Annotated in this window: 16 protein-coding genes; 8 read left to right on the forward strand and 8 right to left on the reverse strand. The window is 60.7% G+C overall.

The features are described 5' to 3' along the window. Nucleotides 1-10 precede the first annotated feature (10 nt). Nucleotides 11-829, forward strand: a complete 819-nt coding sequence (locus AO240_RS26860) for a pyruvate, water dikinase regulatory protein (RefSeq protein ID WP_058412273.1) — start codon at nt 11-13, stop codon at nt 827-829. 109 nt (nt 830-938) lie between these two features. Here AO240_RS26860 and AO240_RS26865 read toward each other — a convergent pair whose 3' ends face one another. Continuing rightward, complete coding sequence (locus tag AO240_RS26865; protein ID WP_099240684.1) at nt 939-2,363, reverse strand: PLP-dependent aminotransferase family protein; 1,425 nt, start codon at nt 2,361-2,363, stop codon at nt 939-941. Between the two features lie 160 nt (nt 2,364-2,523). On the opposite strand from AO240_RS26865, the gene AO240_RS26870 reads away from it, so the two are divergent. From AO240_RS26870 to AO240_RS26890, 5 genes are read left to right on the forward strand one after another with little or no spacing between them, the layout of a single operon-like run. Then, nucleotides 2,524-3,417, forward strand: coding sequence for a DMT family transporter (locus AO240_RS26870; protein ID WP_177445878.1), 894 nt, complete (start codon nt 2,524-2,526; stop codon nt 3,415-3,417). 23 nt (nt 3,418-3,440) lie between these two features. After that, complete coding sequence (gene moeB / locus AO240_RS26875; RefSeq protein WP_099240688.1) at nt 3,441-5,303, forward strand: molybdopterin-synthase adenylyltransferase MoeB; 1,863 nt, start codon at nt 3,441-3,443, stop codon at nt 5,301-5,303. Nucleotides 5,304-5,317: 14 nt separating this feature from the next. After that, nucleotides 5,318-6,232 (forward strand): PLP-dependent cysteine synthase family protein, encoded by a 915-nt coding sequence (locus AO240_RS26880; protein ID WP_099240690.1) that lies wholly within the window; start codon nt 5,318-5,320, stop codon nt 6,230-6,232. 37 nt (nt 6,233-6,269) lie between these two features. Continuing rightward, nucleotides 6,270-7,262, forward strand: coding sequence for a serine O-acetyltransferase (locus AO240_RS26885; RefSeq protein WP_099240692.1), 993 nt, complete (start codon nt 6,270-6,272; stop codon nt 7,260-7,262). Between the two features lie 2 nt (nt 7,263-7,264). Further along, the gene (locus AO240_RS26890) at nt 7,265-7,996 is read left to right on the forward strand and encodes an alanyl-tRNA editing protein (RefSeq protein ID WP_099240694.1); all 732 of its coding nucleotides are present in this window, start codon (nt 7,265-7,267) and stop codon (nt 7,994-7,996) included. Between the two features lie 54 nt (nt 7,997-8,050). On the opposite strand, the gene AO240_RS26895 is transcribed toward AO240_RS26890, so the two are convergent. After that, nucleotides 8,051-8,995 (reverse strand): hypothetical protein, encoded by a 945-nt coding sequence (locus AO240_RS26895; RefSeq protein WP_099240696.1) that lies wholly within the window; start codon nt 8,993-8,995, stop codon nt 8,051-8,053. A gap of 358 nt (nt 8,996-9,353) precedes the next feature. Between AO240_RS26895 and AO240_RS26900 the strand changes: the two genes are divergently transcribed. After that, nucleotides 9,354-11,099 carry an ABC transporter permease subunit gene (locus AO240_RS26900; protein ID WP_099240698.1) on the forward strand — a complete coding sequence of 582 codons (1,746 nt, stop codon included), beginning with the start codon at nt 9,354-9,356 and terminating at the stop codon, nt 11,097-11,099. Nucleotides 11,100-11,113: 14 nt separating this feature from the next. Beyond that, the gene (locus AO240_RS26905) at nt 11,114-12,436 is read left to right on the forward strand and encodes an AAA-associated domain-containing protein (protein WP_099240700.1); all 1,323 of its coding nucleotides are present in this window, start codon (nt 11,114-11,116) and stop codon (nt 12,434-12,436) included. Nucleotides 12,437-12,539: 103 nt separating this feature from the next. On the opposite strand, the gene prpD is transcribed toward AO240_RS26905, so the two are convergent. The 6 genes from prpD to AO240_RS26935 form a co-directional block, all read right to left on the reverse strand. After that, complete coding sequence (gene prpD / locus AO240_RS26910) at nt 12,540-14,024, reverse strand: 2-methylcitrate dehydratase (protein WP_099240702.1); 1,485 nt, start codon at nt 14,022-14,024, stop codon at nt 12,540-12,542. A 164-nt stretch (nt 14,025-14,188) separates the two neighbouring features. Beyond that, on the reverse strand, nt 14,189-15,379 hold the full coding sequence (gene prpF / locus AO240_RS26915) for a 2-methylaconitate cis-trans isomerase PrpF (RefSeq protein ID WP_099240812.1): 1,191 nt from the start codon (nt 15,377-15,379) through the stop codon (nt 14,189-14,191). A gap of 11 nt (nt 15,380-15,390) precedes the next feature. Beyond that, the gene (acnD, locus tag AO240_RS26920; RefSeq protein WP_099240704.1) at nt 15,391-17,985 is read right to left on the reverse strand and encodes a Fe/S-dependent 2-methylisocitrate dehydratase AcnD; all 2,595 of its coding nucleotides are present in this window, start codon (nt 17,983-17,985) and stop codon (nt 15,391-15,393) included. A 189-nt stretch (nt 17,986-18,174) separates the two neighbouring features. Continuing rightward, complete coding sequence (prpC, locus tag AO240_RS26925; protein ID WP_099240706.1) at nt 18,175-19,302, reverse strand: 2-methylcitrate synthase; 1,128 nt, start codon at nt 19,300-19,302, stop codon at nt 18,175-18,177. A 51-nt stretch (nt 19,303-19,353) separates the two neighbouring features. Beyond that, nucleotides 19,354-20,247 carry a methylisocitrate lyase gene (prpB, locus tag AO240_RS26930; RefSeq protein ID WP_058412286.1) on the reverse strand — a complete coding sequence of 298 codons (894 nt, stop codon included), beginning with the start codon at nt 20,245-20,247 and terminating at the stop codon, nt 19,354-19,356. Further along, nucleotides 20,244-20,957 (reverse strand): GntR family transcriptional regulator, encoded by a 714-nt coding sequence (locus tag AO240_RS26935; RefSeq protein WP_099240708.1) that lies wholly within the window; start codon nt 20,955-20,957, stop codon nt 20,244-20,246. Before AO240_RS26935 ends, prpB begins: the two co-directional genes overlap by 4 nt. Nucleotides 20,958-21,098 lie beyond the last annotated feature (141 nt).

Consider the following 21,098-nt stretch of genomic DNA (forward strand, 5'->3'; position numbering starts at 1 on the left):
CAGGGCTCAAATGAAACGATCTGCTTTCTTTATCTCGGACGGCACTGGCATTACCGCCGAAACATTGGGTCAAAGCCTGCTCGCGCAGTTCGAAAACATTACCTTCGCCAAATTCACGCGGCCCTACATAGACAGCGTAGATAAAGCGCGGGCCATGGTACAACAAATCAATCTGGCGGCCGAAAAAGACGGCTTTCGGCCGATCATTTTTGACACCATCGTCAATCAAGACATCCGTGAGATCCTGGCGACCTCCAATGGTTTCATGATCGACATCTTCTCCACGTTCCTGGCGCCGCTGGAACAAGAGCTGAGCGAACATTCCTCCTACTCGGTGGGCAAGTCCCATTCCATTGGCCACAACTCCAATTATATGGAGCGCATCGAGGCAGTGAATTTCGCCCTCGACAACGACGACGGCGCCCGCACGCATTACTACGACAAGGCCGATTTGATCCTGGTGGGCGTGTCGCGCTGCGGCAAAACCCCGACGTGCCTGTACATGGCCATGCAATTCGGCATCCGCGCGGCCAACTACCCGCTGACCGAGGACGACATGGAGCACCTGACGCTGCCCGCCGCCCTGCGCGCGCACCAGCACAAGCTGTTCGGCCTGACCATCGACCCGGACCGCCTTACCGCGATTCGCAACGAGCGCAAGCCCAACAGCCGCTATTCGAGCTACGCCCAGTGCGAGTTCGAAGTGCGTGAAGTGGAAAATCTGTTCCGGCGCGAGAATATTGCGCACATCAATTCCACGCATTTTTCGGTGGAGGAAATTTCGGCGAAGATCTTGGTCGAGAAAGGCGTGGAGCGGCGTTTCAAATAATCTTCATTGCCTGACCTGACGCCTTCGCGAGCAAGCCCGCTCCCACAGGGGAATGAAATGCCTTCCACATGTGGGAGCGGGCTTGCTCGCAAAGAACGATGATGCGGTCTTAAAGGTGGAACCGCCCGCCGCCCTGCCCCAGCGCGGTGGCCAGTGCATCAAACCCCGCCCTGAGCAATTGATCATCGCCCGACGTATTACAAATACTCGCCCGAATAAACTGCGGCACGGCCGTTTGCCCCACGGCAAATGCCTCGGCGGTGGCGATCAGGTAATTATTCTGCTTGAGCTCCGCCTCGATTTCCGACGCACGCCACGGCTCCGGCACTTCGATCCAAAAGTGCGGGCTATTCAGATGAGTGCGGTATTGCAGGCCCGCCAGCAGGTCCCGCACGAGGGCTTTGCGTCGGCTGATCTCGCTGATCTGCTGGCTCAACAGGTATTGCGCGGTGCCGTTTTCGATCCACTGCGTCGCCAGTTCCAACGTCACCGGCGTGGCCATCCAGCAGGTCGAGCGCAACGCCGCCGAAACACGGCTGACCAAGGCCGGTGGCGCATGCACATAACCCACCCGTAACCCGGCGGACACCGCCTTGCTCAAGCTACTGATCAAAATCGTACGCTCCGGCGCGAAAAAACTCATCGGCGGCGGCCGGTCTTCCACCAATACGCCGTGGGCTTCGTCTTCAAGAATCAGCAGGTTGTGTTCGCGACAGACTTTCGCCAACGCTTCGCGGCGCGGGATCGACAGCACCGCCGTGGTCGGGTTTTGGATAGTCGGCGTGCAGTACATCGCTGAAACCCGGTGATTACGACAGACCTCATCCAACGCGCTGGGCAACACGCCTTCTTCGTCCATTTCCAGGCCAATCAAGCGCACGCCGAGCATGCGCGCGGCGGTGATCAGGCCGGGGTAAGTGAGCTGTTCGGTCACCACCGTATCGCCCGCGCGCAGCAGCGCCATCATTGCGCAGAGCAAACCATGCTGGCCGCCGTTGACGCAGATGACCTGCTCGGGGATCGGATGAAAATCGCGCTGTACCAGCCACTGCGCGCCGGCCTCACGGTAGCGCGGCAAGCCCGCGTCCGGGGTATAGGCGCTGATGTCCTGGAGGAATTTGGCGTTGCTCGACAAGGTTTGGAAGCTCTGCGCCAGAAACATCGTTTCTTGCCCAGGAATATGCATGTTACGGCTCATATCGAAGTACTGGCGCGGCTCATCGCTGACGTTGCGAAAGCCTTCATCACGCTGGCGCTCCATCCCGCGCTTGCGCACGAACGTGCCGTCACCGACGCGCGCCACCACCAACCCCAAGCGTTCCAGCTCGCCGTAGGCCCGGCTGATGGTGCCGATGGTGACGCCTAAATTGTCGGAAAGCACCCGATGCGGCGGCAGTTTTCGTCCCGGCTCAATCAGGCCTTCGAGGATGCCCCGTTCCATCACATCGGACAGGCGCTTGTACTTCACGCCCTGCCCGCTGGACAAGCCCTCACGCATAATTGACACCATGTCAATATTTGTTTTGACAGCCATCTTTTGCCCTAATAGTGTGCTTTTTCGGGTTCAATCACGCAGTGAAACAACTTAATACACAGTCAATATAGAGTTCAATTCCGGCTCAGGGAAGTAATAAACGATGCCAATGTCCGCCGTTCTGGAAAACACTACAAAAACAAAAACTCAGAAACAGTGGCTGGCCGGCCTGGTCACCAGCGTGATGTTTCTTATCGTGTGCCTGAGTTGGGGCACCACGTGGCTGGGCATCAAGATCGCCGTCGAAAGCGTGCCACCGCTAACCTCTGCGGGCTTGCGCTTCCTGATCGCCTTTCCGCTGTTCCTGTGTTTTGCCCTGGCGCGCCGCGAGCCGATCCTGTTCCCACGTGAAAGCCGCTGGTTCTTTGTGTTCGTGACGCTGTGCTACTTCAGCGTTCCGTATTACTTGCTCAACTACGGCGAGATGCATGTCTCATCCGGCCTTACCGCATTGCTGTTCAGCTGCATGCCGGTATTTATCCTGATTTTTTCCGCGCTGTTTCTGCGCGAGCGAATCTACTTTTCCCAAATAATCGGCATCGGCATCGGTTTCGGCAGCCTCTACATGATCATCCGGGGCCAGGGCCTGCACTTGGACCACGCCGAGTTTTTCGGGGTGCTGGCGATTCTGACCGCAGCGGTCATGCACGCCTTGTGCTACGTGATTACCAAGCAAAAAGGCAGCGCCATCAGTGTGATCACCTACAACACCTTGCCCATCGGGATTGCCGGGTTGATGCTGTTTATGGCCGGCCTGTGGTTTGAAACACCGACCTTCGACACCATCACCCTGCGCTCCTGGAGCGCGCTGTTCTACTTGGGGCTGGTGGCGTCGGTGGGCGGGTTCATCGTGTACTTCATGCTGCTCAAGCGCTTGAGCCCGATCATCTTGTCCTTCGTGTTCATCATCTTCCCGGTGTTCGCGGTGATCATCGGCGCCTGGTACGAAGGCGTGGCGATTTCGCGTGACCTGATGCTGTACTCGGCGATTCTGCTGGCCGGTTTTGCGATCACCAAATTGCCCATCGAAAAATTCCTGGCCAAGAAAAATTGATGCCTCATCAACCCGAGAGAAGCATGGACGTGCTCCGCCCCGCCGCCCTGGAACAGATCTACGCCCACGCCAGCCGTAGCTATCCGGAGGAATGCTGCGGTTTTGTGTTCGCCGACGGCAGCGTGTACCTGGGCAGCAATATTCAGAATGAGTTGCACCACAAGAACCCCGAGAGGTACCCGCGCAGCGCGGCCAATGGCTACACCTTTTGCGTCGCCGACACGCTGCTGATGAACAAGGCGTTTCGCAGTGATAACCCGGTGGTGGTGATCTACCACTCCCACCCGGACGTTGGCGCCTATTTCAGTGATGAAGACCAAGACAAGGCGCTGTTCCTCGGCGAGCCGATTTACCCGGTCAGTTACCTGGTGGTGGACGTTCGCCAGGGCCAGGCGCTGGGTTCAAAGCTGTTTGCCTGGGATGGCAAGCATTTCGCCCTTAACCCTTTCAACGACCTGCACACGGAGCTGTCCATGAACGCTGTCTCTTTCCCCGACATTCTGGTTCGCGTGGCCAAGCTGTCGGAATCGACCCTTGAGGGCACCGGATCGACATTGCGCGAAGTCATTGAAAACCTCTGCGACCGCCATCCGCAGTTGCGCCAGCACCTGTTTCACGCACACAACCACCAGCTCAAGGACCACTTCCTGTTTACCGCCGGGGAAGCGCTGATCGATGCCGACGAACCTTTACCGGAAAACGCCAAAATCGAAGTGCTGCTCGCCACTTCCGGCGGCATTGACGCAGAGACCCTGAGCAATGAAGAAGTGCAGCGCTACGTGCGCCACATCACGCTGCCCGGCGTGGGACGCGAAGGTCAGTTGAACCTTAAAAAAGCCAAAGTATTGATCATCGGCACGGGCGGCCTCGGCTCGCCGATCAGCCTGTACCTGGCGGCGGCCGGTGTCGGCACGCTGGGCCTGGTGGATTTTGATGTGGTGGAAAGCAGCAACCTGCAACGCCAGGTCGTCCACGGCAACAGCACGTTGGGCATGCCCAAGGTCGAGTCCGCCAAGCAGCGCCTGCAAGACCTCAACCGGCATATCCAGATCAACGCCCATAACACTGCCCTCACCGCCGACAACGCACTGCAACTGGTGGGCGCCTATGACCTGGTGATCGACGGCACCGACAATTTCGACACGCGCTACGTGGTCAATGACGCCTGCGTGCAGCTCGGCAAACCCTTGGTGTACGGCGCCATCTACCGTTTTGACGGGCAGATCAGCGTGTTCAACCATAAAGGCGGGCCGTGCTACCGCTGCTTGTTCCCCTCGGCGCCGCCGGCTGAACTGGCCCCCAACTGCAACGCAGGCGGCGTGATCGGTGTGCTGCCGGGCGTGGTCGGGATGATCCAGGCCACTGAAGCCATCAAGTTGCTGATCGGCATTGGTGAGCCGTTGTCCGGCCGCTTGATGCGCTTCGATGCACTGGCGATGAAGTTCAGCGAGGTACGCTTCAAGCGCCGCGCCGACTGCCCCTGCTGCTCGGCGCTGCGCCACAGCGCCGCCGTGGCGCCAGCGGTTTGCGCAGATGCGATTGCCGGCGCACCCGCGCTGGCCGAAGAACGCTACATCAAACCACGGGTACTCAAGCAACTGCTCGAACACCCGCGCAGCGCCGACGTACTGCTGGATGTGCGCGACGCCAGCGAACTCGAAGTGTGCAAATTGCCGGGCGTGGTGAATATCCCCCTTGCTGAACTGGATGCGCAGCTCGGCAGCCTCAGCCGCGACAACACCCACTACTTGATCTGCTACGCCGGCACCCGCGCCGAGCAAGCCGCCAGCACCTTGCTGGCGGCCGGTTTCGCCAATACCAAGGTCCTGCAGGGCGGCATGAAACACTGGGTGCGTGACGTCGAACCCGACATGCCGTTGTACTGAGCGGGGGCTGACTGATGTTGCATGACTCAATTCTCGACGTGATCGGCCACACGCCGATCGTGCGCCTGGCACAGTTTTCCGAAACCCTCGGCATCGAGGTCTACGCCAAGCTGGAATCACTCAACCCCGGTGGCAGCCACAAGACGCGCATCGCCTTGGGCATGATCCTCGACGCTGAACGCCGTGGCGTGCTGCTGCGTAATAGCGGGCAAACCCTGATCGAACCCAGCGGCGGCAACACCGGCATCGGTTTGGTCATGGCCGCGAATGTGCTGGGCTACAAAGTGGTGCTGGTGATCCCGGACAACTACAGCCCCGAAAAGCAGAAGCTGCTGCGCCTGTACGGCGCCGAGGTGGTGCTGTCAGACAGCCGCCTCGGGAATAACTCCCACGGCGAAAAGTGCATGGAGCTGCAGCTGGAAAACCCCGGCTACGTGATGCTCAACCAGCAACGTAATAGCGCCAACCCGCAAACCCACCGCGACAGCACCGCGCCGGAAATCATCCGCGCGTTCGGTGAGCGGCGCGTGGATTACTTCGTCAGCGGCATCGGCACCGGCGGCCATATCACCGGCATCGGCGAAACCCTCAAAGCCACCTGGCCGGCGATCCGCGTGATGGGCGTGGAACCCGAGGAATGTGACCTGCTGAAAAACCAGCACGCGCCGCACCATATCCAGGGCCTGTCGATTGGCTTGATCCCGAGCATTCTCAACATGGGCGTGATTGACGGCATGCTCAAAGTGTCACGCCAGGCGTGTACCGACATGATCAAACACATCATGCGCACCGACGCCATCAGCCTCGGGCTGTCCTCGGCCGCAAACATGGTTGCCATCGCCCAGCTCGCCCCCGAACTGCCGCGCAAAACGGTGGTACTGACCCTGGTCTACGACAATGCCGACAGCTACCTGCCCCATTTCGACTAACCGGTTTGCCAACCATCCAGAATGCGGGGGTGCCTCCATGGGATGTTTTATCGACATGCAACAACTGCATGATGAGTTGCTCACCCACCTCATCCAGACCCTGACGCCTGCGCAGATGAAGCAGCTGGAACCGCACCTGGCGCCGCTGATCCAAAACGCCGCCCAGGCCGTGGCCGACGACTTGATCGCTTATGCCTATCGCGACCCGGCATCGCGCGGGCGCGGCGAGTTGATTCTGGAGGCTTACGCCTCGTTCAAAGCGGTGTTGTATTACCGGCTTGCGCACCTGATATGGCATTTTGGGGAGCACACCAGCGGCGTGTTTTCGGGCATCGCCCTGACGCTCAGCAACCAGGGCAAAATCCTCTCGGGCGCAGAGATTCACCCGGCAGCACGCATCGGCCGCCGCTTTGTGCTGGACCACGGCTACGGCACCGTCATCGGCGAAACCTGCGAGATCGGCAACGACTGCTACATCCTCTGCGGCGTCACGTTGGGCGCCCGCGGCATTGCCAACAACCCGGATGGCAAACGCCACCCGCGCCTGGGCAACAATGTCGAGGTTGGCGCCGGCGCCCGCGTGCTGGGCTATGTGTTGATCGGCGATAACGTGTTTATCAGCCCCTCGTGTGTGATCACTCAGGATGTGCCAGCGGGCACAAAGGTCAAGGTCGTCAACCAGGTTCAATTGCAAAAAAACACCGAAGCGGACAGCAGCCATTACCTCGGCGCGTTCGCCCTGGACGAGCGCTTGCACGTGGTCGGCGAAGTCAGCACCAGCCATAAAGTCACGGTGCTGGACGCCGACTTCCACCCGTTGCAGGGGCTGATGCTGGAACCCACGGTGAAGGAGCGGCATCACTTGCAATTTCGCCTGCGCCGCCTCGACATCAGCGACCACCTGCCGCGCCTGCCGCTGAACCTGAAAGTCAGCGCGCCGGAATTTGAAATCACCCTGCTCTCCCCACCTGGCTTGAGTGCAATGGTGCGCCACCTGTTGCAAGCCAGCCCAATCATTGTCGGAGGTTGAACGTGTCCATGCACAGCATGCAAACCCTGGCGCTGTTCGACAGCGCGCCCTACCAGAACGCTTTTAACGCGCGGGTGATCGCCGTCAGCGAACAGGGCATCGCCCTGGAACACACGCTGTTCTACCCCACGGGCGGCGGGCAACCCGGCGACACCGGGCACCTGACCCTGGCCGATGGCACGCGCGTCGACGTGATCGGCACCGTGCGCGACCCGTTGTTGCGCGCGGTCATCTGGCATCAAGTGCAACACTGCCCCGAGCAGTTGACCGCCGGGGTGCAAGTGGATGCCAGCCTGGATTGGGCGCGGCGCTACCAGCACATGAAGATGCACACGTGCCTGCATCTGCTGTGCTCGATCATTGATGCGCCTGTCACCGGTTGCAGCATCAGCCCCGACAAGGGCCGCCTGGATTTCGACCTGCCGGAAATGACCCTCGACAAAGACCGCATCACCCACGACCTTAACGCCCTGATCGAGCAGGCCCACACGGTGAAAACCCTGTCGATGCCCGCCTCGGAGTACTCGACACTGCTGCAGATCACCCGCACGCAGGCGGTCGCACCACCGGCTATCCAGGGCTCGGTTCGGGTGATCGAAATCGCCGGGGTCGATATTCAGCCCTGCGGCGGCACCCACGTGCTCAACACCGAAGAAATCGGCCGGGTGTTCTGCGAGAAAATCGAGAAGAAGAGCAAGCACAACCGGCGGGTGATCCTGCGCTTTGAGGCATAGCTCTAATCGAAGGGCCAGTGGGGTTCACCGCCACGCTGGCCGACTCCGTGCTTCCTAGCCTTTTTGCTGAAGTTGGCGAGTCAGGTTATCAACCTGCTGTTGAAGTTTTGAAATTGTGTCCTGAAATAAACCATCCATCTTAGTGAGCTGGGCTTCCAGTTTTGCGTTTTCCTGACTGAGCTTTTCAGCAGTGTCAGCAGCAGGCGCTGATGGCTCATCGGCCTCCGCTGGCTGGTTGTGTGGAGCAATCGGCGTTTGCGGCTGTACGTCGTCTGACGGGGTCGTCTGGGGGCTGTCCGCCTGCTCGGGAGGCGTCTGGCTGTCAGGAATGTTCATAGCGTTGACCCGCTGCACCAAATTATTAATAGTGTTAGTCAGTGTTTCAATTATCGAATTGAACTTGGTGAGTAATCCGTCAAGCTTGCTGCTGAATTCACTGGTTACGCGGGTCAACGCTTCAAGACTTCCAGACTGGCCCGGCTCCGTCACCGGCGTATCCGCGGGGTCTGGAGCAGGAGGCGTACCCGGCGCATTCTGTTGGGGAGGTGTTTCAGGAGGCGCTACATTCTGATCATCGCCACGGCGGTTCTCAGGCTGAGGTCCAGGCGCAACCGGCGCGTCTTTAACGTTTTTTTCTGACGCGTCAACGTGCGCCGTCAGGTCTATTATTTTCTGATTAAGTTGCCTGAGCATCGGATCAAATTTGCTCAGCAACGCATCGTATTTGGCGTGAAGCTCTTTGTTTTTGTTCGTCAGCTCTGCCATCTGGCCTGTTGCATCAGCCCCTTGCGGCTGCGGCTGGTTAACGATTTTACTGTGGCTGGAAAACTGCCCCCGCTGCTCTGGCCCCATCGGCGGACGGGGCGGCGTTGAATCTGCCGAGCTATCGGGGGTGTTGGCGTGTGGGCCGGGGGTGTCGCCGGAGCGAACAGGCGGCGGCGTGGGCGGCATTTCGTAGCCGTATTGGGGAGCATACTGTTGATTACTGACATTATTCATGTAGTACCTCTTGAGTTCCACGCGTGGTCCGCGTGCAGGTTTTTCGGACGACTTGGCGTACCCCGTCATTCAGCTAGTTTATTGGCCTGTCGCGCAAACCAGTTCCAAGGAAGCAAAAATCTGCGTTCGCGTGTGTCAGGGTCAATATCCGTCTGCGCCCAAACCACGGTTTCGTACAGGAAACTGACAGCAAATTTATGTGCTTGTAACATTCAGAAACGTACAATTCCGTCAGCAACGCCTCGTTGCCGTTGACTGACGAAAACAGCGCCCGTCCTTCTCGGTTGGGCATTCGTGCAGCAGCCAAGCTCACTCTCACCGCGCCTTTTTAACCTGAACGCTGCAGGACTGACTGCCTATGAACAGAGTGTTCCGTGACTATTTACCGGCGTCCACACTGCGCTTGCTACCCAACCGCTGGGACTTGGTTGCCCTGCCTCTGGTCATCGGCTTTCTACTGTTTTTTTCGATCACCGCCCGCGAAACCTGGGCACCCATCGCCACCTTGCAAAGTGAAGTCATCTCCCTCGACCCGGCCAACCTGCCGGAATACGCGATGCGCACCACCTTGCGCATGCTCGCGGCCATGGTTGCCGCGCTGATTTTCACCCTGTTGTACGGCACCCTGGCCGCCAAAAGCCGGCGCGCCGAGAAACTGCTGGTGCCGGTACTCGACATCCTGCAATCGGTGCCGGTGCTCGGGTACATCTCGTTTACGGTGACCTTCTTCCTGTTGTTGTTTCCGGGGCGCGTGCTGGGCGCCGAGTTCGCTGCAATCTTTGCGATCTTTACCAGCCAGGCCTGGAACATGACGTTCAGCTTCTACCAGTCGCTGCGCATGCTGCCGCATGACCTGGTGGAAGTGTCGACCAACCTGCGGCTGTCCGGCTGGCAAAAGTTCTGGAAGCTCGACGTGCCGTTCGCCATGCCGGGGCTGGTGTGGAACATGATGATGAGCATGTCCGGCGGCTGGTTTTTTGTGGTCGCCTCAGAAGCGATCACCGTCGGCGACAAGACCATCACCCTGCCGGGGGTGGGTTCGTACCTGGCCCTGGCGATTGCCGAAAAAGACCTGTACGCCGTGGGCTACGTCATCCTCGCGATGATTGCGGTGATCCTGCTGTACGACCAGTTGCTGTTCCGCCCGCTGGTGGCCTGGGCCGACAAGTTCCGCATGGAAACCACCGCCTCGCAAGGCGCTGCGCCGCAATCCTGGTTGCTTAACCTGATTCAGCGCACGCGCGTGGTGCAGCGCATGCTGCGCCCTGTCACGCGCACCATCAGCCGCATCGGCAACAAACGCTTCAGCCTGGCTGGCGGCGCGCTCAAGGCGTTGCCGGTGGAAACCCCGGCAGCCTCAAAAGTGATCGACTGGGTGTGGGGCACACTGATTGCGCTGTTGGCCGCGTATGCGCTGTATCACATCGTGCAGTACGTCGGCACTGAGGTGACCCTAGCCGAAGTCGGCCATGTGTGTGTGCTGGGCCTGATCACGCTGCTGCGAGTGGTCGGGTTGATCCTGATCGCCTCGCTGATCTGGGTGCCTTTGGGCGTGATGATCGGCTTGCGCCCAAAGCTTGCGGAAAAAATTCAGCCGCTGGCGCAGTTCCTCGCGGCGTTCCCGGCGAACCTGCTGTTCCCGGTGTTCGTCATCGTGATCCTGCATTACAACCTCAACCCGGATATTTGGCTGAGCCCGCTGATCGTGCTGGGCACCCAGTGGTACATCCTGTTTAACGTGATCGCCGGGGCCAGCGCGTTTCCGAATGACTTCAAGGAAGCCGCCGCGAACTTCCGCATTCGCGGCTGGTTGTGGTGGCGCAAGGTGATGCTGCCGGGGATTTTTCCGTATTACGTGACCGGCGCCATTACCGCCTCGGGCGGTGCGTGGAACGCCAGTATCGTCTCCGAGTACGTGTCTTGGGGCCAGGACAACGTGGTTGCCCACGGGCTGGGCGCCTACATCGCGCAGACCACCGCCGCCGGCGACTTCCCGAAAATCGCGCTGGGCGTGGTGGTGATGTCGATCTTTGTCGTGGCCTTCAACCGCGCGGTATGGCGACCGATGTACGCCATTGCTGAAAACAAACTTCGTTTGAATTGACGGGATTCGCCGTGATGACTACCTATACCGCACACGCTGCCGCCACGCCGGAAATCTACTCGCTGAAAAACGTCAACCGGGTGTTCGGTAAAGGCAAAGACGAACTGCAAGTACTCAGCGGCGTCGACCTGAGCCTGCACGAAGGCGAGATCGTCGGCATGCTCGGTCGTTCCGGGTCCGGCAAGTCCACGCTGCTGCGCATTATTGCAGGCTTGATCCAGCCGTCTTCGGGCGAAGTGCTTTACAACGGCGCGCCATTGAACGGCCCGGCCGAAGGCGTGGCCATGGTGTTCCAGACCTTTGCACTGTTCCCCTGGCTGACCGTGCTGGAAAACGTCGAAGCCGGCCTGCAAGCCTTGCAAGTCGAGCGCAAGGAAACCCGTCGGCGCGCCCTGGCGGCGATCGACCTGATCGGCCTGGACGGCTTTGAAAACGCTTACCCGCGCGAGTTGTCTGGCGGCATGCGGCAGCGCGTGGGCTTTGCCCGCGGCCTGGTGGTTAACCCGACGTTGCTGCTGATGGACGAACCCTTCTCCGCCCTCGACGTGCTCACCGCCGAAACCCTGCGCACCGACTTGCTGGACTTGTGGAGCGGCAAACAACTGCCGATCAAGTCGATCCTGATCGTGACCCACAACATCGAAGAAGCGGTGCTGATGTGCGACCGCATCCTGGTGCTGTCATCCAACCCCGGCCGCGTGGTCGCCGAGATCAAAGTGCCGTTCGCACACCCGCGCAACCGGCTCGACCCGGTCTTTCGGCAAATGGTCGACGACATCTATGCGCTGATGACCGACCGGCGCAGCGCCGATGCCAGCCGGGGTTTACCCGAGCTGAAAATGGGCAGCCTGCTGCCGGAGGTCTCGACCAACCTGATGGCCGGTTTGATTGAAACCCTCGCCGCCGAGCCCTATAACGGCCACGCCGGTTTGCCCACCGTGGCCGAGCGGCGCCTGCTGGAAGTCGACGACCTGTTCCCGGTGGCGGAGATGCTTGAGCACCTGGGCTTCGCCGAACTCAAGGGCGCCGACATCACCCTCACCGAGGCCGGCAAACTGTTCGCCGACTACGGCACCCAAGAGCGCAAAACCCTGTTCGCCGAGCACCTGATCCAGCACGTGCCGTTGGCCGCGCGCATTCATCAGGTACTGCTCGAACGCAGCGGGCACCGCGCGCCACGCGTGCGTTTCGAGCAGGAACTGGAAGACTCGATGACCGAAGCGTTCGTCGAAAAAACCCTCGAAAGCGTGGTGGCGTGGGGGCGCTATGCGGAGATTTTTTCGTATGACGACCACACCGAGACATTCAGCCTGGACGATGTTGAAGGCAGCATGTGATTGCTTGAGGCCAACCCCGATTCGAATGTGAGATAAGGCTTTTGTGGGAGGAGCAAGCCTCCTCCCACACAACCTCCTGCCCACATCAGTTTTTTAGGGGTCGTCAGATCACAAACAGGTCGACGAAGCGGTTCACCGGGGTCGCCTCAAGCCGCGCCTGGTCTTTGCACAACGCGAAAATTTCATCACTGCGCTGTGCGGTAAACCGCGTGGCCAAATTGGCCCTGAACTTGTCCTCCAGCAACGGGATGCCATCCGCCCGCCGCCGCCGATGCCCAATCGGGTATTCCACCGCGACTGGCTCGGTGCTCGTACCGTCAGTGAAAAACACCTGCAGCGCATTGGCGATCGAGCGCTTGTCCGCTTCCAGGTATTCACGGCTGTAGCGCGGGTCCTCGACGACAACCATCTTTTCGCGCAACACATCGATGATCGGGTGCGCGGCGTGAAACGCGTCTTCGTACTGCTCCGCCACCAGGTTGCCGAAGGCCAGCGGCACGGCGGTCATGTATTGCAGGCAGTGATCGCGGTCGGCGGCGTTGGCCAGTGGGCCGACCTTGGAAATGATGCGAATCGCCGACTCGTGAGTGGTGATCACGATGCGCTCGATTTCATGCAGGCGGTTCTTGACCAATGGGTGCAAGGTGACTGCCGCTTCGCACGCGGTTTGCGCGTGGAATTCGGCGGGAAAGCTGATCTTGAACAGCACGTTTTCCATCACGTAAGTACCGTACGGCTGGGACAGGCTGAACGCGCGCTTGTCCGCAGGCTTGAGTGCCAGGTCGTTGTTGCTGTGGCTGAACAGCACGTCATAAAAACCCCATTGCGGCGCGCTCAACACGCTTGGGATGCCCATCTCGCCGCGCAGCGCGATGTCCGCCAGGCGCACGCCACGGCTGGATGCATCACCCGCCGCCCAGGATTTGCGCGAACCGGCGTTCGGCGCGTGGCGGTAAGTGCGCAGCGCCTGGCCATCGACAAACGCGTGCGACAACGCCGCGAGCAACTGCTCACGGTTGGCGCCCATCAGCTTGGCGGTGACGGCGGTGGAAGCGACTTTGACCAATAACACATGGTCAAGGCCGACGCGGTTGAAAGAGTTTTCCAGCGCAATCACCCCCTGGATTTCATGGGCCATGATCATCGCCTCCAGCACCGCGCGCACGGTCAACGGCGCATCGCCATTGGCCACGCGCTTCTGCGACAGGTGATCGGCCACCGCGAGGATGCCGCCCAGGTTATCCGAAGGGTGGCCCCATTCGGCAGCGAGCCAGGTGTCGTTGTAGTCGAGCCAGCGCACGATGCAGCCGATGTCCCACGCAGCTTTTACCGGGTCCAGGCGCAACGAGGTGCCCGGCACGCGCGCGCCGAACGGCACCACCGTGCCCTCGACAATCGGCCCCAGGTGCTTGGTGCACTCCGGGAAACGCAAGGCCAGAAGGCCGCAGCCTAGGGTGTCCATCAGGCAGTTGCGCGCAGTGTCCAATGCGGCTTGGGACTCGATCCGGTAACTGAGGACGTAGTCGGCGATGTCCTGCAGAACCTGGTCGTAGTCGGGGCGGTTGTTCTGGTCGACGTTGGCGCTCATGGCAGTACTCCAAAAGGGTTGGGTTTAATCCTCAGGCTCAGGGTTGATCATGTGTTGGCAGGTCTGCTTGCCTGCTTATGTATTGCTGGCACCACCCAACCTTGTGGGAGGGGGCTTGCTCCCTCTCACACAAGCCCATTCCCACAACAGGGCGGCGGTGGGTTTTAGAATGCATCGCCGGGCACGCGTACGAAGCCTTCCATTAACACCCGGGCGCTGCGGCTCATGATGGCTTTTTTCACCACCCATTCGCCGTCGACCTGACTGGCCTCAGCGCCAACGCGCAAGGTGCCGGACGGGTGCCCGAAACGCACCGCGCTGCGCTCCCCACCGCCAGCGGCGAGGTTGACCAAGGTGCCGGAAATCGCCGCCGCCGTGCCAATCGCCACGGCCGCCGTGCCCATCATCGCGTGGTGCAGCTTGCCCATCGACAGCGCGCGCACCAACACATCAATATCAGCGGCCTTGATCGCCTTGCCACTCGATGCCACGTAGTCCAAAGGCTTGGCCACAAACGCGACCTTGGGTGTGTGCTGGCGCTGGGCGGCTTCATCAAGATGCTTGATCAAACCCATGCGCAATGCGCCATAGGCGCGCACCGTCTCAAACATCGCCAGGGCTTTTGGATCACTGTTGATCGCGCCTTGCAGTTCGGCGCCGGTGTAGCCGAGGTCTTCGGCATTGATGAAAATCGTCGGAATGCCCGCGTTGATCAGCGTCGCCTTGAAGGTGCCGATACCCGGCACTTCGAGGTCGTCGATCAGGTTGCCGGTGGGGAACATCGAACCCCCGCCGCCCTCTTCTTCGGCGGCCGGGTCGATGAACTCCAACTGCACTTCGGCAGCCGCAAAGGTCACGCCGTCGAGTTCAAAGTCGCCGGTTTCCTGCACCGCGCCGTCGGTGATCGGCACGTGGGCAATAATCGTCTTGCCGATATTCGCCTGCCACACGCGCACCATCGCCACACCGTTGTGCGGCACGCGCGCCGGGTGGACCAAGCCTGCGCTGATGGCGAACGAGCCGACCGCCGCCGACAGGTTGCCGCAGTTGCCGCTCCAGTCCACAAACGGCTTGTCGATCGACACCTGACCAAACAAGTAGTCCACGTCGTGATCGGCGCGCGTGCTTTTGGCCACGATCACGCTTTTGCTGGTGCTGGATGTGGCGCCGCCCATGCCGTCAATTTGCTTGTCATACGGGTCTGGGCTGCCGATCACGCGCAGCAGCAAGGCATCGCGCGCGGCGCCTGGCACCCGCGCTGATTCGGGCAGGTCTTGCAGGCTGAAAAACACGCCCTTGCTGGTGCCGCCACGCATATAGGTGGCGGGGATCTTGATTTGCGCTACGTGTGCCATGGTCATCCTCTTCAGGCGGTCGCCGCCGATTCCAGGAAGTCTTGGGCGAAACGTTGCAACACGCCGCCCGCCTCGTAAATCGACACTTCTTCGGCGGTGTCCAGGCGGCACGTCACCGGCACGTCGACACGCTCGCCATGCTTGCGGTTGATCACCAGCGTCAGCGTCGCGCCCGGCGTGCGTTCACCGATCACGTCATAGGTTTCGCTGCCATCGATCTGCAAGGTGTGACGGTCGGTGCCCGGCAGAAACTCCAGCGGCAACACGCCCATGCCCACCAGGTTGGTGCGGTGGATGCGCTCGAAGCCTTCGGCGGCAATCGCTTCCACACCGGCCAGGCGCACGCCCTTGGCCGCCCAGTCACGCGACGAGCCCTGGCCATAGTCGGCGCCGGCAATGATGATCAGCGGCTGCTTGCGCTGCATGTAGGTTTCGATGGCTTCCCACATCCGCGTGACACGGCCTTCGGGTTCGATACGCGCGAGTGAACCCTGCTTGACCTTGCCGTTTTCAACCACCATTTCGTTGAACAGTTTCGGGTTGGCAAAGGTTGCGCGTTGCGCGGTCAGGTGGTCGCCGCGATGGGTTGCGTAGGAGTTGAAGTCGACTTCCGGCAAGCCCATCTTCGCCAGGTACTCGCCGGCGGCGCTGTCGAGCATGATCGCGTTGGACGGCGACAAGTGATCGGTGGTGATGTTGTCCGGCAGCACCGCCAGCGGGCGCATGCCCTTGAGCGGTCGGGCACCGGCCAGCGCGCCTTCCCAGTACGGCGGGCGGCGGATATAGGTGCTTTGCGGGCGCCAGTCGTACAGCGGCGCAACTTTGGGGCCGGTGTCTGGGTGGATCGCAAACATCGGAATGTAGACCTTGCGAAACTGCTCCGGCTTGACCGACGCCTTGACCACTGCGTCGATCTCTTCGTCGCTCGGCCAGATGTCCTTCAGGCGGATTTCCTTGCCGTTGGCGTCCATGCCGAGCACGTCTTTTTCGATGTCGAAACGGATGGTGCCGGCAATCGCGTAAGCCACCACCAGTGGCGGCGAAGCGAGGAACGCCTGCTTGGCATACGGGTGAATACGCCCGTCAAAGTTGCGGTTGCCCGAGAGCACGGCGGTGGCGTACAGGTCGCGGTCGATGATCTCTTGCTGGATCACCGGGTCGAGTGCGCCGGACATGCCGTTGCAGGTGGTGCAGGCAAACGCCACCACGCCAAAGCCCAACTGCTCAAGCTCGGTGGTCAACCCGGCTTCGTCGAGGTACATGGCGACGGTTTTAGAACCCGGCGCCAACGACGATTTAACCCACGGTTTGCGCGCCAGCCCAAGCCGGTTGGCGTTGCGCGCCAACAGGCCAGCGGCGATTACGTTGCGCGGGTTGCTGGTGTTGGTGCAACTGGTGATCGCCGCGATAATCACCGCGCCATCGGGCATTTGCCCCGGCACGTCATCCCACTGGCCGGAAATGCCCTTGGCCGCCAGATCGCTGGTGGCCACGCGCGCATGCGGGTTGCTCGGGCCGGCCATGTTGCGCACGACGCTGGACAGGTCGAAGCGCAGGCCGCGCTCGTACTGCGCGCCACTCAGGTCGTCCGCCCACAGGCCGGTGTGGCGTGCATATTGCTCGACCAGGGTGACTTGTTCGTCTTCGCGGCCGGTGAGTTTGAGGTAGGTGATGGTCTGCTGGTCGATGTAAAACATCGCCGCCGTGGCGCCGTATTCCGGGGCCATGTTGGAGATGGTAGCGCGGTCACCCAGCGTCAGCCTGGATGCGCCTTCGCCGAAGAATTCCAACCACGCGCCCACCACTTTTTGTTGGCGCAGGAACTCGGTGAGCGCCAGCACCATGTCGGTGGCGGTGATGCCCGGTTGCAGCTTGCCCGTCAGCTCGACGCCGACAATTTCCGGCAGGCGCATCCACGAGGCGCGGCCGAGCATCACGCTTTCAGCTTCAAGGCCGCCGACGCCGATGGCGATCACGCCCAACGCGTCCACATGCGGCGTGTGGCTGTCGGTGCCCACGCAGGTATCCGGGAAGGCGACGCCGTCGCGCACCTGAATCACCGGCGACATTTTCTCCAGGTTGATCTGGTGCATGATGCCGTTGCCGGGCGGGATCACGTCGACATTCTTGAAGGCCTTTTTGGTCCACTCGATAAAGTGAAAACGGTCTTCGTTGCGGCGGTCTTCGATGGCACGGTTTTTCTCAAAGGCGTCCGGGTCAAAACCACCGGCTTCGACGGCCAGCGAGTGGTCGACGATCAGTTGAGTCGGCACCACCGGATTGACCTGCGCCGGGTCGCCACCTTGCAATGCGATGGCATCGCGCAGGCCGGCGAGGTCAACCAGCGCGGTTTGGCCGAGGATGTCGTGGCACACCACGCGCGCCGGGAACCACGGGAAGTCGAGGTCACGCTTGCGCTCGATCAGTTGGCTCAGCGACGCGTTGAGGCTGGCGGGGTCGCAACGGCGCACGAGGTTTTCCGCGAGTACGCGGGAGGTGTAAGGCAAGGTGGCGTAGGCACCGGGGCTGATTGCCTCGACTGCCGCACGGGCGTCGAAGAAATCCAGGCGGCTGCCGGGCAGCGGTTTGCGAAATTCAGTGTTCATCGTCAGGACTCGGTCACGGTAAGTACAGGGAGCCGACTGATCCAAAGGTGAAAACCGATCCCAATGTGGGCGCGGGCTTGCTCGCGATAGCGGTGTGTCATTCAACACATCGAGTGACTGTTACACCGCCATCGGGAGCAAGCCCCCTCCCACCGTTGACCGGGTTTACAACCCTGGAATCGCCGGTCTTCAGCGACGTTCGATTGGCACGAACTTGCGCTGCTCGACGCCGATGTACTCGGCGCTTGGACGGATGATGCGGTTATTCGCGCGCTGCTCAAACACATGCGCAGCCCAGCCGGTGAGGCGCGAGCACACGAAAATCGGCGTGAACAACGGTGTCGGGATGCCCATGAAGTGGTACGCCGAGGCATGGTAGAAGTCGGCGTTGGGGAACAGTTTTTTCTGCTCCCACATGGTCTTGTCGATGGCTTCGGACACCGGGAACAACACGCTGTCGCCCACTTCGTCAGCGAGCTTTTTCGCCCAGCCCTTGATCACTTCATTACGCGGGTCGTTGTCTTTATAGATCGCATGGCCGAAGCCCATGATCTTGTCTTTGCGCTCAAGCATGCCGAGGGTGCCTTTGACCGCGGCTTGCGGCGAATCAAACTTAGCGATCATCTCCATCGCCGCTTCGTTGGCGCCGCCGTGCAGCGGGCCGCGCAGCGAACCGATGGCAGCGGTGACGCAAGAGTACAAATCGGACAGCGTGGAAGCACACACGCGGGCGGTAAACGTCGAGGCGTTGAATTCGTGTTCGGCGTAAAGAATCAGCGACACGTTCATGACCTTTTCATGCAGCTCGCTGGGCTTTTTGCCGTGCAACAGGTGCAGGAAGTGGCCACCGAGGCTTGGCTCGTCGGTCACGCAATCAATGCGCTTGCCGTCGTGGCTGAAGCGATACCAGTAGCACATGATCGCAGGGAAGGCTGCGAGCAAGCGGTCGGTCACATCGTGCTGCAGGCTGAAGTCTTTCTCGGGCTCGATATTGCCCAGAAACGAGCAACCGGTGCGCATCACGTCCATCGGGTGGGCGTCGGCAGGGATGCGTTCCAGCACCTCTTTCAGCGCTTGGGGCAGGTCGCGCAATGCGCCGAGCTTTTTGCTGTAGGCGGCCAGTTCGGCCTTGTTCGGCAGTTCGCCATAGAGCAGCAGGTACGCCACTTCTTCAAACTGTGCGTCGGCAGCCAGTTCGCGCACGTCATAGCCACGGTAGGTCAGCCCGGCACCCGCCTGGCCCACGGTAGACAGCGCGGTTTGCCCGGCCACCTGACCACGCAGGCCGGCACCACTCAATACTTTTGCTTCAGCCATCATTCTTCTCCAATTTTGTGATTATTCAGGGAGCCGCGTGTGGGAGCAGGCTTACTTCTTCGCGGCGAACAGCGCGTCGAGCTTTTGCTCGAAAGTGTGGTAGTCGATGCGATCGTAAAGCTCCATGCGCGTTTGCATGGTGTCGATCACGTTCTGCTGGGTGCCGTCGCGGCGAATCGCGGTGTACACATTCTCGGCGGCCTTGTTCATGGCGCGGAAGGCCGAGAGCGGGTACAGCACGATAGAAACATCAGCCGCTTTCAACTGGTCAACGGTGTACAGCGGCGTCGAGCCGAATTCGGTGATGTTGGCCAGGATCGGCGCGTTGACGCGGGAGGCGAACAGCTTGTACATGTCCAGCTCAGTGATGGCTTCCGGAAACACCATATCGGCGCCAGCCTCGATGCACGCGGCGGCGCGTTCCAGCGCCGACTCCAGCCCTTCGACCGCCAGCGCGTCGGTGCGCGCCATGATCACAAAGCTGTCATCGGTGCGTGCATCGACAGCGGCCTTGATGCGGTCGACCATTTCCTGTTGCGACACAATTTCTTTGTTCGGGCGGTGACCGCAGCGCTTGGCGCCCACCTGGTCTTCGATGTGGATAGCGGCGGCGCCGAACTTGATCATCGACTTGACGGTGCGCGCGACGTTAAACGCCGAGGAGCCAAAGCCCGTGTCCACGTCCACCAGCAGCGGCAGGTCGCACACATCGGTGATGCGGCGCACGTCGGTCAGCACGTCATCCAGGCCGGTGATGCCCAGATCCGGAACGCCGAGGGAACCGGCAGCCACCCCGCCGCCCGACAGGTAGATCGCCTTGAAACCGGCGCGCTTGGCCAGCAACGCGTGGTTGGCGTTGATCGCGCCGACCACTTGCAACGGTTGCTCGCTGGCGACCGCGTCACGAAAACGTTGGCCGGGAGTGCTGTTATTGTTGGAACTCATGACTCACCTCGTGTTGAAGGCGCGCCGCCTGGGAAATGACGGGCGATATTGCGTTTGGAAGCGCCGATATGGCGGCGCATCAACAATTCGGCCAGTTCACCGTCGCGGTCGGCAATCGCGTCAAGAATGCGGTGATGCTCGGCAAAGGCCTGGCGGGGACGATTAGGTGTGGCGGAAAACTGGATGCGGTACATGCGCACCAATTGGTACAGGTCGCCGCAGAGCATTTGGGTGAGCGTGCGGTTGCCGGCGCCTTGAATGATGCGGTAGTGGAAGTCGAAATCGCCTTCCTGCTGGTAGTAGCCGAGGCCGGCCTGAAAAGCTTCGTCGCGCTCATGGGTGTGCAGCACTTGGCGCAGCTCTTCGATTTCAGCGTCGGTCATACGCTCTGCGGCCAAGCGACAGGCCATGCCTTCGAGGGATTCGCGAATTTCATAGAGCTCCACAAGCTCGGCGTGGCTCAGCGACACCACGCGCGCGCCCACATGCGGCACGCGCACCAGCAGGCGCTGGCCTTCCAGGCGGTGGATCGCCTCACGCAACGGGCCGCGACTGATGCCGTAGGTGCGCGCCAGCTCCGGCTCGGAGATTTTGCTGCCGGGTGCGATCTCACCCTTGACGATAGCCGCCTGGATACGCCGGAAGACATTCTCTGACATGGTCTGCGAATCGTCTTGCACCACCACTGGGGTTTGCAGCTGAACCCGCATATTGTCGACACCTTTCAAAGCAATGCGACAAAAACTAGTCAATCAGCCCACGATAGTCAAAGAATAAATCCACATTGTCGACAATCGTCTAATAACCCTTTCTGCACTTAATCGGGCATGGCCGCCTGCCAGCGCTGGCGC

This window comes from Pseudomonas sp. ICMP 460 (assembly GCF_002723595.1).
GTDB classification, from domain to species: Bacteria; Pseudomonadota; Gammaproteobacteria; order Pseudomonadales; family Pseudomonadaceae; genus Aquipseudomonas; species Aquipseudomonas kitaguniensis.